The following is a 14,195-nucleotide window of genomic DNA, read 5'->3' as shown; positions in this document are numbered from 1 at the left end:
CGCCTTTAACTCTTATATGGAAGATTTGCAAATATTTACTTAATGATCTTATCTGCCCGTTCCATGACTTGTCTGGGGATTTTTACACCCATTTGGGCTGCTGCCTTTTCGTTTACAAAAAGGCGCAGGTTCTGAAGAGTTTCAACAGGCATGTCTGCTGTTTTGGCTTTACCCCCGAGAATGCGGGCTGCCATGTCAGCGGTCTGCAACCCCATGCGGTAATAGTCGACAGCCAGTGCGGCCACGGTTCCACGTTTCACGGAATCGGTGTCTGCCGAAAAAATGGGCAGCTTGTTCTGGCGGCAGACTTTGATGGCTGCTTCCAGCCCGGAAACAACAGTGTTGTCCAGCGGGATATAGATAGCTTCACATTTACCTACGAGGCTCTTGGCGGCCTGATAAACACCGCTGGAGTTTGCAATGGAGGCTTCCTCAACCTTAATGCCGAAATCTTTACAGATTTCTTTAAGCAGATTGGTCAACACAATGGAATTGGCTTCTCCGGCGTTGTAAATAGTACCGATTGTTTTAACCTCGGGCATGAATTCCTTGATCAGCTCAACCTGACGGAGAACCGGGCTCATGTCTGTCATACCGGAAATGTTTTTGCCCGGCTGCATGAGACTTTTCACAAGTCCGGCTGCCACGGGATCGGTTACGCCGGTGAATAATATGGGAATGTCCTTGATCTTCTGGGCTACGGCTTGTGAGGACGGAGTGGTGATTGTCAGCACCAGATCGGGATTTTCGCCTTTTATCTGGTTGGCAATCTGGATATTGGTCGCCTGATTTCCCTGAGCTATGTGCTCATTGTAAATAACATCGAATCCGGCTTCTTTGAGACGGTCTTTGAAACCGTCCCGCATGGCATCAAGGGAGGGATGTTCAACAATTTGTGAAATAGAGACTGTGTAAGTCTGGGCTGAATGGATTACGGGGACCGTAACCATGAACAGCAGTACGAGAAATAGGAGGATTTTTTTCATCCTGATACAACCCTTTCTTAAAGTAATTATTTATTAAATTGAATTTGCCCTTAAAATGACTTTTAAGTCAAGACAGGAACAAAAATATTTTTTACGATTATAGATTTTGCCGCAGATTTAAATAACGTATTTGTCTCTATTCAGCGACATACCTGCGGCGGTTCATTAGCTGTTGGGGCGCAACGAACTTACGGGAACAATTCTTATTTTGCCCTTGTTCTCGGCAACCCATTGGCGGATGGCTTTGAGTGTCTCTCGATTCGGATGTCCTATTGCAATTGCTTGTCCTCGTTTGCGGGCGATTTTAGCGGCTTTTGAAAGCTGGTATTTAATGGCACCGACATTTTTTACGTTATCAAGAAAAATATTGCGTTCATAAAAGGTTACACCAGCTTTGGATGCTGCTTTGCGGCCGGCGCTTTCAGGAGTGGTCCGGCTGTCAAGAAAGAAGAGATGTTTCTTGTGCAATTGGGTCATGACTACGCTCATGCCGGTTTTAAATTCGGTAAAGCGGGAACCCATGTGATTGTTTAATCCTGTTGCTCCGGGCACTTTTGCGATTGCGGCAAGGGTTATCCTGCTGATTGAATCGGCGTTCATTTGTATCAGAAGAGCATCTTTACCGGGATTAACCTTGGGGTAGCCCTTGGGTTCCATGGGCAGGTGGACCATAATTTCATTTCCGCTTTTCCGGGCAATGGCAACGGTCTTTTTAACATGTGAACTGTTGGGCCAGATGGAAAAGGTTATTTTTGCATCTAACGCAGCCAGTCCTTTGGCCAGTTCCAGATCCTCGCCCATGTCATCAATGACTATAGCCATTTTAGGGGCATTGGGATCAAGTTTAACCGGAGCAGGTTCAAGTTTCATCGGCTTCGGAGTGAAGATTGAAAACTTATGGGTCGGTACGCCGTTGATGCTGATCAGCCAGCTGTCTGCAGCGACCTCATGCAGGCTGGCGTTGAGCTGAGTGGCATCAAGACCTTTCTGTATCTCAGTGACAAAGTTCTCTTTATTACCTGAAACAGGAAAGCTGAGCTGTTGGAAATGGTAATCCCGTCCCTGATGTTTTTTTAGGGAGACATCTTCCAGTCGCAGTTCGCTCATGGAAATTTTGGATTTCTTAAGGGTATTGATCAGACTCAGGTCAATCTGCTTAACCAGATCGTCAAGATCTCCTTCCATGGGTTCTTCATAAAGTTGCGTAGAAACGGAAACCGGTTGTTCGTTTTCAGCAATCTGTAAAGATGCATTGCTTTCCGGAGAATCTGAAATTAGCAGGGCAATTATCAGGCAGATACTTGCGGCAGCCGCAACAGTCAGGGAGACAATGGCTGCAGGCTTGGAAAGGTAAGCCCGAAATCCCGGCTTTGTTGCCGGGATTTCGGGTTGTTCATTGTGTTCGGGATTGTTCTGATCCACTTTGCTAGACCTTGATATTACTTGATTTCTTTCAGGCGCGGAAGCTGTTTTACCATCTGCAGGGCCAGTCTGAGCTGGTTATCTCTATCAAGCATTTTTTTGGCTTTGTCATCTCTGGTATTATTCTTTTTCTTGTCCTTGCCGTTATTTTCAAGGTGACGGCTAAGGTCTTTTTCGCGCAGGATGAAACGGTCGTCATTATCTTTATCCTCAACCGGTGGGACAAAGGGATACACAATATCCGGATCAATTCCTTCAGCCTGAATTGAACGGCCGCTTGGGGTATAGTACAGGGCGGTGGTCAGCTTGATGCCGGAACCGTCAGCCATGGGAATGATGGTTTGTACAGAGCCTTTACCGAAGGTGCGTTCCCCGAGCAACAGTGCCCGGTCATGATCTTTGAGTGCTCCGGCTACGATTTCGGAAGCGGATGCAGAGCCTGCGTTGATCAAGGTTACGATGGGTACGTTTACGTCTGTGGCCTGCTCGGCAGCCATGAAATCCTTGCGGCTGGCTTTGCTGCGGCCTTCAATGTAGACGATCAGTCCGTCGTTGAGGAAGGTGTCTGCTACAGATACGGCCTGTGTCAGCAGTCCTCCGGGGTTGTTGCGCAGGTCGAGAACCACTCCTTTGAGAGTGTGCTTCTTCTTGTATTCGCGCAGGGCCTTATGCATTTCACGAGTTGTGTTTTCGTTAAATCTTGTCAGTCGCAGGTAAAGAATTCCGTCTTCCAGTTCCTGACTTTTTGCACTGATGATGGGGATGGTATCACGGGTAATTGTTACCTTTTCAGGCTTGTTGGCATCTTTGTGCAGGATGGTCAGGATTACATCCGTACCGCGTTTGCCCCTGATTTTACCGACAGCTTCCATAAGCGAAATGGACTGGGTGGATTCACCGTTGATTTCAAGGATGATGTCGCCGGCCTTAAGACCTGCTTTGTAGGCCGGGGTGTCCTCAATGGGGGAAATTACGGTCAACCGTCCCTTTTCCATGCTGATTTCAATACCGATACCGCTGAATTCTCCGCTGGTTGATTCCTGCATTTCCTTGAAATCATCAGTGGAAAGAAAAGTAGAGTGCGGGTCAAGCTGCTCGAGCATGCCCTTTACAGCGTCATCAACAAGTTCTTTGCGGGAGATGTCTTTAACGTAATTGTGTTCAACCAGATCAAGAACCTGCGAAAATCTCCGTAGGGGTTCAAAGCGATCTTCATTAACGGCTTGTGTGGTTTCCGGTGCAACGGAGATTGCGAAAAGGGAGACGATCGCTATCATCCACAATGTTTTTCTCATGTGTTCCTCCAGCGTGGTGAGTGCTGTATCTTGCTCAAGTAATTATACATTAATTTCGGGCAAGCCATTTTTGAGGGTTAACGGGATTCTGATGAAAACGTAATTCAAAATAGAGACCCGTTTCTTTCAAGTTAGGGTAATACCCTGTTTTACCGATAATTTCATCCTTTTCTACCTCCTGACCGGTTTTTACGAAACTTTCGGCCAGATAAGCGTAAAGGGAGTAGTAGTTGTAGCCGTGATAAATAATCACAACCCGCCCGAATCCCCTGAGGGTATCGTTATGCACGACCTTGCCCCAGAAGATTGATTTTACATCGACATTTCCGGTTGTCTGTATTCCGATCCCCCGCACTGGCGGTTTGGCGGAAGGTTTGAACCGGACTTTGGTGTCCCCTTCGCATGGGCGAGGTAAGGACCCTTTAAAATTGGCAATTTTTTTGCTGGTCAGGCTTTTCAGTCTGTAATTCAGTTTATTGATTGTTTCAAGAAGACCTTTCAGTTCCTGTTCTCTGTTGATTTTCAGTGCGCGGATGGATTTGATCCCGGCCAGAAGGCTCAATTTGTCCTCCAGCAGGCTATCCTTTGTGCTGTTGATTTCAGCGAGTTTGGACTCCGCCTTCATACGTAAATCTTTTTGAGTTCCGAGGTTGGCGGTGATTTCGTCAGCTTTTTTTTGCGCTTTATCCAGTTCGACTCTGGTCTCTTTGTAAAGCGAGGCGAGCCATACGAAATTGCGGTCAGCTTTTGCCCAGTCATCAAGAGAGCCGAACCTGTTTTCAAGTTTGCGGGAATGAACCGGCCAGAGTCTGGACAGCATATCTTTCAGTTTATCAACAATTTCTGCCAGTTCAGCTTCAAGAACACGTTGGTCCGCTTTAGCGGCCTGTTCATCTTCCATAATGCCAGAGAGGTCATCTTCCTGCCGGAATAAATCCCGTTCAACACTGGTTATGCGGTCTTCAATGGAGGCCAGTTCCCCGAACATGGACCGTTCTTCCCGGGTCAGCTTAAGCAGTTCCTGCTTCTGTTGCTTAACAGTCTGTCTGGTATCCTGAATCTCATCTTTCAGACGCTCCACCGTGGAATCAGCCCAAGCTGCATTAACACCGCAAAGCATCAGCACTGCGAAAGCCATAGTGAGCAGATAAGTTTTAGAGCACATTCGGGACATAGGCTGAAATCAATTTTCCAGAAATTTACCCAGCGGGCAGTTAGCGCAGTCAGGGTTTGATTTTTTACACCATTCTTTAGCCGTCCGCACAATCAACGCATGATATTCATTGTACAAGTTTATGTCAGGATCAAGAACGTCCATGAAATATTCCTGTAATTCATGGTAATCGATGTCTTCATGAACCAGCATGTGGCGGTTGAAAATCCTGCGCGTATAGGCATCGACTACAAATACGGGTTTATCAAGTGCATAAAGCAAAATAGAGTCCGCCGTTTCCGGGCCGATTCCTTTGACTGCCAACAGTTTTTCCCGGAGTTCAAATGTATCTGCTTCCGCCAGGTCCGTGATACACTTTGCAGAATTTTCGTCAAGGAAATCAAGGAATTTATTGAGCCTTATTGCCTTCATCCGAAAGAAACCGGAAGGTCTGATAAGTTCCTGCAACTCTTCCGTGGAGAATTTACGCAAACCTTTCGGAGTCAATCCGTCATTAGCCCTTAGGTTATCAATGGCTTTTTCTACATTTACCCAGTTGGTATTCTGGACCAGTATTGCACCCACGGCAATTTCGAAAGGACTTTTACCCGGCCACCAATGGGAAGGCCCCAGTCTTTCTGAAAGGGCTTCGTAATATTTTAGTAATAGGTCTTCTCTATTCATGTCTGCCGCCGGAGGCATTCAAATTAATCCGCACTAACGTCGCGCCAGAGGAGACCTGCCCATTCGCCCATGGTGAAGATTTCCGGGGCTGGCAGTCCTGCTTTGATGTACTCCGCAGCTACTTTTTCGGCCTGTTCCACGAGGATGCCGGACAGTATGAGGATGGAATTTTCCTTCAAGCGTGCGGTCACTTCCGGGCAGAGTTCGATGAGCGGGCCGGAAAGGATGTTTGCAACGACCAGTTCGTATTTTAAAGTCGGGTCAATGGAATCAGCGCTGCCGACGGAAAGGATGATGCCTTCGACATTGTTATTGTTGAGATTCTCCTGTGCACAGACAATGGACTGCGGGTCGATGTCTACACCGACACCTTTGAGTCCAAGCTTGGCAAGGGCAATGGCGAGGATTGCGGAGCCGGTACCGAGATCGAAAAAGTCCATGTCCGCATTGAGTTTACCTTCATCGGCAAGCCTGCTGATCAATTCAAGACAGAGGGCGGTGGTGGGATGGCTGCCTGTGCCGAAAGCCATTTTAGGTTCGATGATAATGTGTTCTTTGCCAGCGGTCTTTTTTTCCAGCAACCACGGGGGCAGGATTTCAAATTTTCCGCAGGTTACGGGTTCGAAATAATCTTTCCATGCAAGGCCCCAGTTTTCGTCTTCTATTTCTTCGGCCACGCATCCGGCATGTGGCCAGCTGGATTTGATCTCTTCCACGATTTCCATGCCGAGAGGATGGTCTTCCAGATGGATGGTGTAGAAGATTGAATCGTCATCAAGCGGCTTTTCTTCCCAGCCATGGGCTACGCGTGTGCCGAGGTAAACCTGACATTCATCGCTCTCGAGTTCGGAAAGGGTAAACTGGATTCTGAGCAGTTTGGACATTTGTGTTCCTTATATTTTGATCAATTTTGATTGTTTGATTCTTGTTTATTGTTTTTGAAATAGCAGTACATGAAAATGCTCAGATACTCTACCGAGTATCTGAGCATTTCAGGTTTATTTATTTAATCCCCGTAAAGCAGGGCCGTGGCTGTCTAAACAATGCGGTCAATGAGATTTCCCTTGCCCGTCAGGCTGTGTATTGCCTGATCCGTAACTCTTTGCTGTTCCGCCTCATGCTGGTGCATGGTGGGCGCATCAATCGCGTCTGGCAGCACATCGGGTTTTTCCGTGGGCAGCCTAGGCTCAAGAGCGGTATCCCGGACACCGCTATCTATAGAGGCGGCAAGTGCAACTTCAGTCATAATCTAAAGTTAATCCCTCATTCCTCATTGGTCAAGCTATGCCTGATCAGCCAGCAACTCTTCCAGAGCATTCAGGAAGGCAACGAGGTCTTCCTTTTCAATAGTGAGAGCGGGGAGCAATCTTAAAATTGTTCCTTTGGTCAGGTTGAGTATGAATCCCTTGTCGCGCAACGCTGCGAAAATCTCGCTGCCGTCAAAATTGAGCTCCACGCCGAGCATCAGGCCGAGTCCGCGCACGGACTTGATTTTGCCGGGGAATTTATCCTGCAGTTTTCCAGCTTCAGTTTTGAAGAAATCACCAAGTTCGGCTGCGCGTTGATCCAGTTTATCCTCGGTCATGATGTCGATGACTTTGGATGCAACTTTTGAAACAAGCGCACCGCCGCCGAAGGTGGTGGCATGGCTGCCGGGGGTGAAGCCTTTGGCAACTTCTTCGGTTGCCAGCATGGCTCCCATGGGCAGACCGTTGGCAAGAGCCTTGGCGGAGGTGAAAATGTGCGGCGTTACTCCATAGTGCTGGTGTGCCCACCATTTTCCGGTTCTGCACAGGCCGGACTGAACTTCATCCACAATAAGCAGGATGTCGTTTTCTTTTACAAGTTCGGTTACTGCTTTAACGTAATCTTCCGGCAAAGGCTTGATGCCGCCTTCGCCCTGCACCATCTCAAGCATGACCGCTGCAGTTTTGTCTGTGATGGCGGACTTAAGTTTTTCCACATCTCCGGCAGGAACATACTTGAAGCCTTCCGGCAGGGGGGAGAATCCGTCTTTAATGGGGCCTGTCTGTCCGGTTGCGGTCAGGGTTGCGAGCGTCCGGCCATGAAAAGATCCTTCAAGGGTGATTATTTCGTAAGCATCCCTTTCTTTTACAGTGCGCATGTAACGTCTTGCCAGCTTGATGGCAGCCTCATTGGCTTCGGCACCGGAGTTGGCAAAGAAAACTCTGTCCGCACCGCATGTGCCGAGAAGCTTTTCCGCCAGTTCAACCTGTTCTTCCTGATAAAAAAGGTTGCTGACCTGTACCAGCTTGCGGGCCTGCTCAGCCATTACATCGGCGAGGTCGTCGCGGCAGTGGCCGATGTTGACCACGGAAATGCCGGAGAGAAGGTCGATGTATTCTTTGCCGTCAAGATCCCATATTCTGGAGCCTTTGGCTTTGTTTACATTAACGGGGTATCTGCCGTAAGTGTTGCAGATGGATTTTTGTTCGGCGGCTACAAGTGTATCGTGTTTGTTCATGATATTATTCTATTTCAGTGGATGATCAATTCTTGCCTGTATGCCCGAATCCCCCGGCACCTCTGGTTGTGTCGGAAAGTTCTTCGCTGGGAGTCAGCAGGGCATGACAGTAGGGCATGAAAACGAGCTGTGCAATGCGCTGTCCACGCTCAATTCGTCGTTTTTCACCCGAGGTGTTGAGCAGGGAAACTTTTATTTCTCCGCGGTAGTCAGGGTCGATAACTCCGACTCCCTGACTGACGGTCAGGCCGTCCTTGGTACCCAGTCCGCTACGGGAGTAGACAAATCCGGCAATACCCGGTGCAGTGATTTCAATGGCGATTCCTGCGGGGAAGGCGAACCTTCCGCCCGGTTCTATTTCCACGAAATCATCTTCAATGCAGGCACGCAGGTCCACTCCGGCAGAATTGGGAGTGGCGTAGTCCAGCCCTCCTTCGCGGGCGGTTTCGTTGAGGAATTTTACTTTTACTTCAACAGGATTGGATTGGGTAGGATTCATTCTTTTTCTATCCTTGAACAAGTGATATTTTGAAGGGGCAGAATGCTCTTGTAAGTCGAATGTGTCAACTTTCTATCCAGATAATTGCTAAACCGTCTTGAAATGTTAACCTGAATAAGGCAAATAATAAAAATGAGTGTAAAAGGTTCGGGGTTTCTGATATGTTCGGTCCACCACCCCGTTTTGAATCAATATTCAAGGAGATAACTATGCAGCCGCTTCGCGTTTATAGCGTCGTTCCACGTCTGCCCAGTCAACTGAAAGAGCTTTGGGACTTGGCATATAACTTTCTTTTTGTCTGGAACAGCGACATTGCCAGTATCTTTTCTTCAATCGATCAGGTGCTCTGGCGGGATTGCCAACAGAATCCGGTAAAGTTCCTGAATAGTCTGCCTCAGCAGAAGCTTGAAGAACTCGCCAATGATGATTTTTTTATTCAGCGTCTCAGGGAAGCAGTCAGAGTTCAGAGAAATTATCTTGCCCGTGAGGGTTGTTCCTACAAATTTGATGGGGCTGAAAAAGGAGAGCCAGTTGTAGCGTATTTCAGTTTTGAATACGGCATCGGTCTCAGCCTGCCTATTTATTCCGGCGGTCTTGGTATGCTGGCCGGAGACCATCTGAAATCGGCAAGTGACCTGAATATTCCGCTGGTGGGAATAGGACTTTGCTATCAGCACGGTTATTTTCGCCAGTATATGACTCAGGACGGCTGGCAGCAGGAACGTTATCCCAGTCATGATTTTGAGGAAATGTCCATCAAAGCCGCTAAGGACAAGAGCGGTAATGATGTTAAATTCACCTTGAAGATTAAGGGTGAGGATCTTAAAGTCAAAGTCTGGTATGTTGAGGTCGGGCGTGTCACCCTGTATCTGCTCGACACCAATATTTCTGAAAATCCGATCTATTTCCGCAATATTACAGCACGTCTTTACGGCGGAGATCTTGAAATGCGACTCTGGCAGGAAATCCTGCTTGGAATTGGCGGAATCAAGGCTCTTGCGGTTCTTGGGCTTGAACCCAGTGTTATCCATATGAATGAAGGTCATTCAGCTTTTGCCGGGCTGGAGCGCATCCGTGTTTTCATGACTGAGCACGGCCTTTCTTTTGAAGCAGCCATGGAAATGGTCGCTTCTTCAAGTATTTTTACTACCCATACACCGGTTCCGGCCGGTAATGACCGTTTTCCGGCAGACCTGATGCGTCCTTATTTTGAGCCTTATGCCCAGACCATGGGACTTGCTTACAAAGTTTTTCTTTCCCTTGGCAGGGAAGATCCGCATGATGATGCCGAGCAGTTCTGCATGACTGTGCTTGCCCTGAAACTTTCTCGTTTCAATAACGGTGTGTCCAAGCTGCACGGACATGTTTCGAGGAATATGTGGCAGAGGGTATGGCCGCAGTATCCGGTAGAGGATGTGCCTATCGGAGCAATTACCAATGGCGTGCATATGCCTACATGGGTCGCTACGGATTTTTCGTTGCTTTTTGATCGTTATCTTGGTCCTAACTGGCGTGAGGACCCGGATTGCGGCCGTGTCTGGAAACAGACTGACAACATCCCTGATGCTGAACTCTGGCGAACCCATGAACGCCTTCGTGAGCGGCTGGTGGATTTCGTGCGTAAACGTCTGCGTCGTCAGCTTATGAATGTCGGTGCCAGACGCAAGGAAATCGAGCTTGCTGATGAAGTGCTCGATCCCCGTGCATTGACCATAGGTTTTGCACGCAGGTTTGCAACATATAAGCGTGCAGGGTTGCTCTTCAAGGACAAGGAACGTCTGCTGAAGATCATTTCCGACTCCAAGCAGCCCGTGCAGTTTATTTTTGCAGGTAAAGCGCATCCTCAGGACAATGGAGGCAAGAAGCTCATTCAAGACCTCATCCAGTTTTGCCGTCGTGAAGAATGCCGCATGAGTCTGGTTTTCCTTGAAGACTATGACATGAAGATTGCAAATTACATGGTTCAGGGCTGCGATGTCTGGTTGAATACGCCGAGACGTCCTCTTGAGGCCTGCGGAACGAGCGGCATGAAGGCCATGGCAAACGGTGTGCTCCAGTTCAGTACCCCTGACGGCTGGTGGGATGAAGCCTATCTGCCCGACAACAGCCTCGGCTGGGCTATCGGTCGGGGAGAAGATTACAACGATCATGAATATCAGGATTTTGTGGAAAGCCAGACTCTTTACAAAGTGCTGGAAAATGACATAATCCCAGAATTCTATGACCGTGGTCACGGCAGTCTTCCCCGTAACTGGATTGTCAAGGTCAAGAAAGCGCTTCGAATTCTGGGACCTGAGTTCAACGCAAACCGCATGGTGGAAGATTACACTGAAAAAGCTTACCAGCCAGCATTCAACAATTACAAAACCATGCACAAGAATGATTTCCAGGGGGCCAAGGAACTGGCTGCATGGAGAATGGAAGTGATGACCAAGTGGTCCAGCTTGAAAGTCCGTAACATAACTTCGGAAGTGCATACCGATATTTATGTTGAGGAACCTATCATCATCTCTGCAGAAGTTTTCCTCAACGGTTTGACCCCGGATAATGTGCAGGTGGAAATTTATGCCGGGCCTGTTGGGCAGGATGGTAATTTTGCCCGCCGACGCACCGTCGTCATGACTCAGGAAGAAGACATGGGCGGAGGCTGGCACGTCTATCAAGGCGAGGTTATGCCCCATGAGGCAGGAAGATTCGGTTATACCGTACGCATCCTGCCTAATCATGAACTGCTGCTTGATCCCCATTCCCTCGGTTTGATCCATTGGGCGCAGTAGAAGGAATTGAATGCCGAAATTAGAAATTGAAAAAAACAATTTACGAAGCGGGGTCCTTAAGGGCCCCGTTTTATTTTTTATTGTATGTTGTCTGTTATTCAGTGCGGCTTCAGCATCAGCGTTTGAGGCTGAAGTCCGTTATGTAATAGATGGTGATACCTTCATTCTTGATAACAGCAAACGAGTACGCATTGCCGGAATAGATACTCCGGAAATAGGCCGGAAAGGCAAAGCTGACCAATATTATGCCCAAGAGGCCAAGGACCTGCTTTCTAAGTTGATTCTCGGTAAACGGGTACGTATTGATTTTGCGGGAAAAGGGATTGATCGTTATAAACGCATAGTCGGTTGGGTCTATGTGGATGATGTATTCGTGAATAAATACATGATCAGCAAGGGCGCGGCTTTTTTTTATTTTCATGAAGGTAATGACAGCGGCAGGCAGAAACTGCTTCTCCAGGCCCAGCGAAAGGCTTATAAAGGAAAGAAGGGCTTTTGGCCTGTGGTCAGTAAATTGAAGAAATTTAATATGCCGTGGGTTGGCAATAAGAATAGCCGTCGCTGTTTTCTACCCGGAGATAAATATGCTAAAAAGATCAGTTGGAGAAATAGAGTAAATTTTTCCAGTCTGGGTGAAGCTTTTTACGATGGATATTCACCAGCAAGGCATTTGAATTTATGGCCTTTAGTAAAATAGAGATGGAGGCAGTGACGTAGTTTACTGCAAAATTTTAAAATACCCCGGAGCGAAGCTTGGTGAAATGTTTCGAATGGATGGGGTCTGGGAAAGGAAGGTTCTGCTAAGGTCTTCTTTTCCTGTTGCCGGAGGCATCATTGCTTTTCAGAAAATTTGCCAGCACATTTCATGAATTCCGTATAGTGCGTAACCCTGATCTGTGTATAGACTGTAAAGTCTGTATAAAACAGTGCTCTTACGAAGCACATTTCTGGGATGATGCCCGTGGAAAAGTGGCTCATGACAACCGGCGATGTGTTGGGTGCCACCGTTGCGCGGCCATGTGTCCCACTGCAGCATTGACGATCAGGTTGAATGAGTCGGATTTCCGTCCAAATGCCACATGGCGACCCAATTTTATACGCAACATTTATAATCAGGCAGAGAGTGGCGGAGTGCTGCTGGCTGGGATGGGCAGTCCGGTGGATATTCCTGTGTATTGGGACCGTCTGTTGCTGGATGCCAGTCAGGTCACCAATCCGTCTATTGATCCTCTGCGTGAACCAATGGAATTGAAGACTTTCCTCGGTGCTAAGCCGGACCGGGTTGAGGTCGCATTTGATGCTGAAGGTAATCCGAAACTCAAAACCGAACTGCCCCCCCAGATAGAATTGGCTACCCCGATAACTTTCGCAGGTATGTCTTTGGGTGCAATCAACTACAATCTGCACGCTGCAATGGCTATGGCGGCCAAAGAATTGAATACGGTTTACAATACCGGGGAAGGCGGTTTGCATAAATCGTTGTATAAGTACGGACAATGGACCATTGTGCAGGTAGCTTCTGGACGGTTCGGTGTTCACGGCGATTACCTGAATGCCGGGGTGGGTATTGAAATCAAGGTCGGGCAGGGTGCCAAGCCGGGTATTGGAGGGCATCTGCCGGGTGAAAAGATTAATAGTATGATTTCCGAAACGCGTATGATCCCGCCGGGCTCAGATGCTATTTCACCTGCTCCGCATCATGATATCTATTCCATTGAAGACCTGCTGCAATTAATTTTTGCGCTTAAGGAAGCAACAGAATACCGGGTTCCGGTAGCTGTTAAGATTGCGGCTGTACATAATGTCGCGGCAATTGCATCCGGTGTTGTACGCGCCGGGGCGGACATCCTGAACATTGACGGCATGAAGGGCGGAACCGGGGCGGCTCCGGCTATGACCCGTGATAATGTGGGCATTCCGATTGAACTGGCCCTCGCAAGTGTGGATCAGCGGTTGCGGGATGAGGGGATTCGTTCAAAAGCTTCAATTATTGCCGGGGGGGGATTCCGTTGTAGCGCTGATGTTATCAAAGCCATCGCTCTTGGTGCCGATGCGGTCAACATCGGAACTGCGGCATTGATAGCGGTGGGGTGTACCCTCTGCGGACGTTGTTATACAGGAAAGTGTCCGTGGGGCATTGCCACTAATGACCGTAAACTTGCCAAACGTCAGAATCCGGAAATAGCCGCCGAACGACTGGTTAATCTTGTACGCAGCTGGTCTCATGAGATCAAAGAAATGCTCGGGGGCATGGGGTTGAATTCTATTGAGAGTTTGCGTGGAAACAGAGATAAATTAAGGGCCGTAGGGTTAACGGAGTCCGAAATGCATATTCTGGGCGTGAAGCATGCCGGCAGGTAATGCAAATATAAATTTTGTGAATAAAACGGTTGAGCTTTATCATTTTTGGAGAGGATTTAAGGCCCTGTAAGGCCTCCGGAGACATAGATGAAAAGAATTTATCCAGATAAAAATTTTTGCATAGGTTGCTGTCTTTGTGAGATGGCCTGTCTTGCGTCTCATTCCAAAGATAATGACCTTATCCTTGCGTTCAGGAAGGAACGGGCCGAGGGGCTGATTTCCCGTAAACGGGTAATTGAGAATTGTGATGTTTATGTCGCCATCAGCTGCCGTCATTGCGAAGAACCGGAATGCGTACCTGTCTGTATTTCCGGTGCGCTGATTAAGGATGAGGAAACCGGAATTACGGTGTATGATGCTGATAAGTGCGTAGGCTGCTGGACTTGTCTCATGGCTTGCCCGTATGGAGCCATTCAGCGCGATAAGTATAATAATAAAATTATCAAATGCGACCTTTGTGCCGACAGGGTAAAAGGTCCGGCCTGCGTGGAAGCCTGTCCCAACCGTGCTTTGAAGTACGAAGAGAGGTAAGC

The 14,195-nt window shown here is 48.1% G+C and carries 13 protein-coding genes; 4 read left to right on the top strand and 9 right to left on the bottom strand.

Annotated features, from left to right (window positions below; genetic code table 11):
- Positions 1 to 35: 35 nt before the first annotated feature.
- The 9 genes from ACKU41_RS03545 to dut form a co-directional block, all read right to left on the bottom strand.
- Positions 36 to 986 carry an ABC transporter substrate-binding protein gene (locus tag ACKU41_RS03545; protein ID WP_319779802.1) on the bottom strand — a complete coding sequence of 317 codons (951 nt, stop codon included), beginning with the start codon at positions 984 to 986 and terminating at the stop codon, positions 36 to 38.
- 165 nt (positions 987 to 1,151) lie between these two features.
- Positions 1,152 to 2,408 (bottom strand): divergent polysaccharide deacetylase family protein, encoded by a 1,257-nt coding sequence (locus ACKU41_RS03540; RefSeq protein WP_321404188.1) that lies wholly within the window; start codon positions 2,406 to 2,408, stop codon positions 1,152 to 1,154.
- A gap of 17 nt (positions 2,409 to 2,425) precedes the next feature.
- Positions 2,426 to 3,703, bottom strand: coding sequence for a S41 family peptidase (locus ACKU41_RS03535; RefSeq protein ID WP_319779800.1), 1,278 nt, complete (start codon positions 3,701 to 3,703; stop codon positions 2,426 to 2,428).
- A 49-nt stretch (positions 3,704 to 3,752) separates the two neighbouring features.
- On the bottom strand, positions 3,753 to 4,868 hold the full coding sequence (locus ACKU41_RS03530) for a peptidoglycan DD-metalloendopeptidase family protein (protein WP_321404186.1): 1,116 nt from the start codon (positions 4,866 to 4,868) through the stop codon (positions 3,753 to 3,755).
- An 18-nt stretch (positions 4,869 to 4,886) separates the two neighbouring features.
- A complete protein-coding gene (locus tag ACKU41_RS03525; protein ID WP_321404184.1) occupies positions 4,887 to 5,540 on the bottom strand; it encodes an endonuclease III domain-containing protein in 654 nt (217 codons plus the stop codon).
- Positions 5,541 to 5,563: 23 nt separating this feature from the next.
- Positions 5,564 to 6,424 (bottom strand): 50S ribosomal protein L11 methyltransferase, encoded by an 861-nt coding sequence (locus ACKU41_RS03520; protein ID WP_319779797.1) that lies wholly within the window; start codon positions 6,422 to 6,424, stop codon positions 5,564 to 5,566.
- Positions 6,425 to 6,576: 152 nt separating this feature from the next.
- Positions 6,577 to 6,786: a hypothetical protein gene (locus ACKU41_RS03515; protein WP_321404182.1), complete on the bottom strand. Its 210-nt coding sequence runs from the start codon at positions 6,784 to 6,786 to the stop codon at positions 6,577 to 6,579.
- 36 nt (positions 6,787 to 6,822) lie between these two features.
- On the bottom strand, positions 6,823 to 8,025 hold the full coding sequence (locus ACKU41_RS03510) for an aspartate aminotransferase family protein (protein ID WP_321404180.1): 1,203 nt from the start codon (positions 8,023 to 8,025) through the stop codon (positions 6,823 to 6,825).
- Between the two features lie 25 nt (positions 8,026 to 8,050).
- Positions 8,051 to 8,524: a dUTP diphosphatase gene (dut, locus tag ACKU41_RS03505; protein ID WP_319779793.1), complete on the bottom strand. Its 474-nt coding sequence runs from the start codon at positions 8,522 to 8,524 to the stop codon at positions 8,051 to 8,053.
- A 209-nt stretch (positions 8,525 to 8,733) separates the two neighbouring features.
- On the opposite strand from dut, the gene glgP reads away from it, so the two are divergent.
- From glgP to ACKU41_RS03485, 4 genes are all read left to right on the top strand, one after another.
- Complete coding sequence (gene glgP / locus ACKU41_RS03500; RefSeq protein ID WP_321404178.1) at positions 8,734 to 11,301, top strand: alpha-glucan family phosphorylase; 2,568 nt, start codon at positions 8,734 to 8,736, stop codon at positions 11,299 to 11,301.
- Between the two features lie 10 nt (positions 11,302 to 11,311).
- Complete coding sequence (locus ACKU41_RS03495; RefSeq protein WP_321404176.1) at positions 11,312 to 11,998, top strand: thermonuclease family protein; 687 nt, start codon at positions 11,312 to 11,314, stop codon at positions 11,996 to 11,998.
- A gap of 137 nt (positions 11,999 to 12,135) precedes the next feature.
- Positions 12,136 to 13,662 carry a glutamate synthase-related protein gene (locus ACKU41_RS03490; RefSeq protein ID WP_321404174.1) on the top strand — a complete coding sequence of 509 codons (1,527 nt, stop codon included), beginning with the start codon at positions 12,136 to 12,138 and terminating at the stop codon, positions 13,660 to 13,662.
- A gap of 87 nt (positions 13,663 to 13,749) precedes the next feature.
- Positions 13,750 to 14,193 (top strand): 4Fe-4S dicluster domain-containing protein, encoded by a 444-nt coding sequence (locus ACKU41_RS03485; RefSeq protein ID WP_319779789.1) that lies wholly within the window; start codon positions 13,750 to 13,752, stop codon positions 14,191 to 14,193.
- Positions 14,194 to 14,195 lie beyond the last annotated feature (2 nt).

Origin of the sequence: Maridesulfovibrio sp. (genome assembly GCF_963678865.1) — a bacterium.
GTDB lineage: Bacteria > Desulfobacterota > Desulfovibrionia > Desulfovibrionales > Desulfovibrionaceae > Maridesulfovibrio.
The sequence above is the reverse complement of the archived record's forward strand: the minus strand, read 5'-3'. Positions and strand labels throughout refer to the sequence as shown.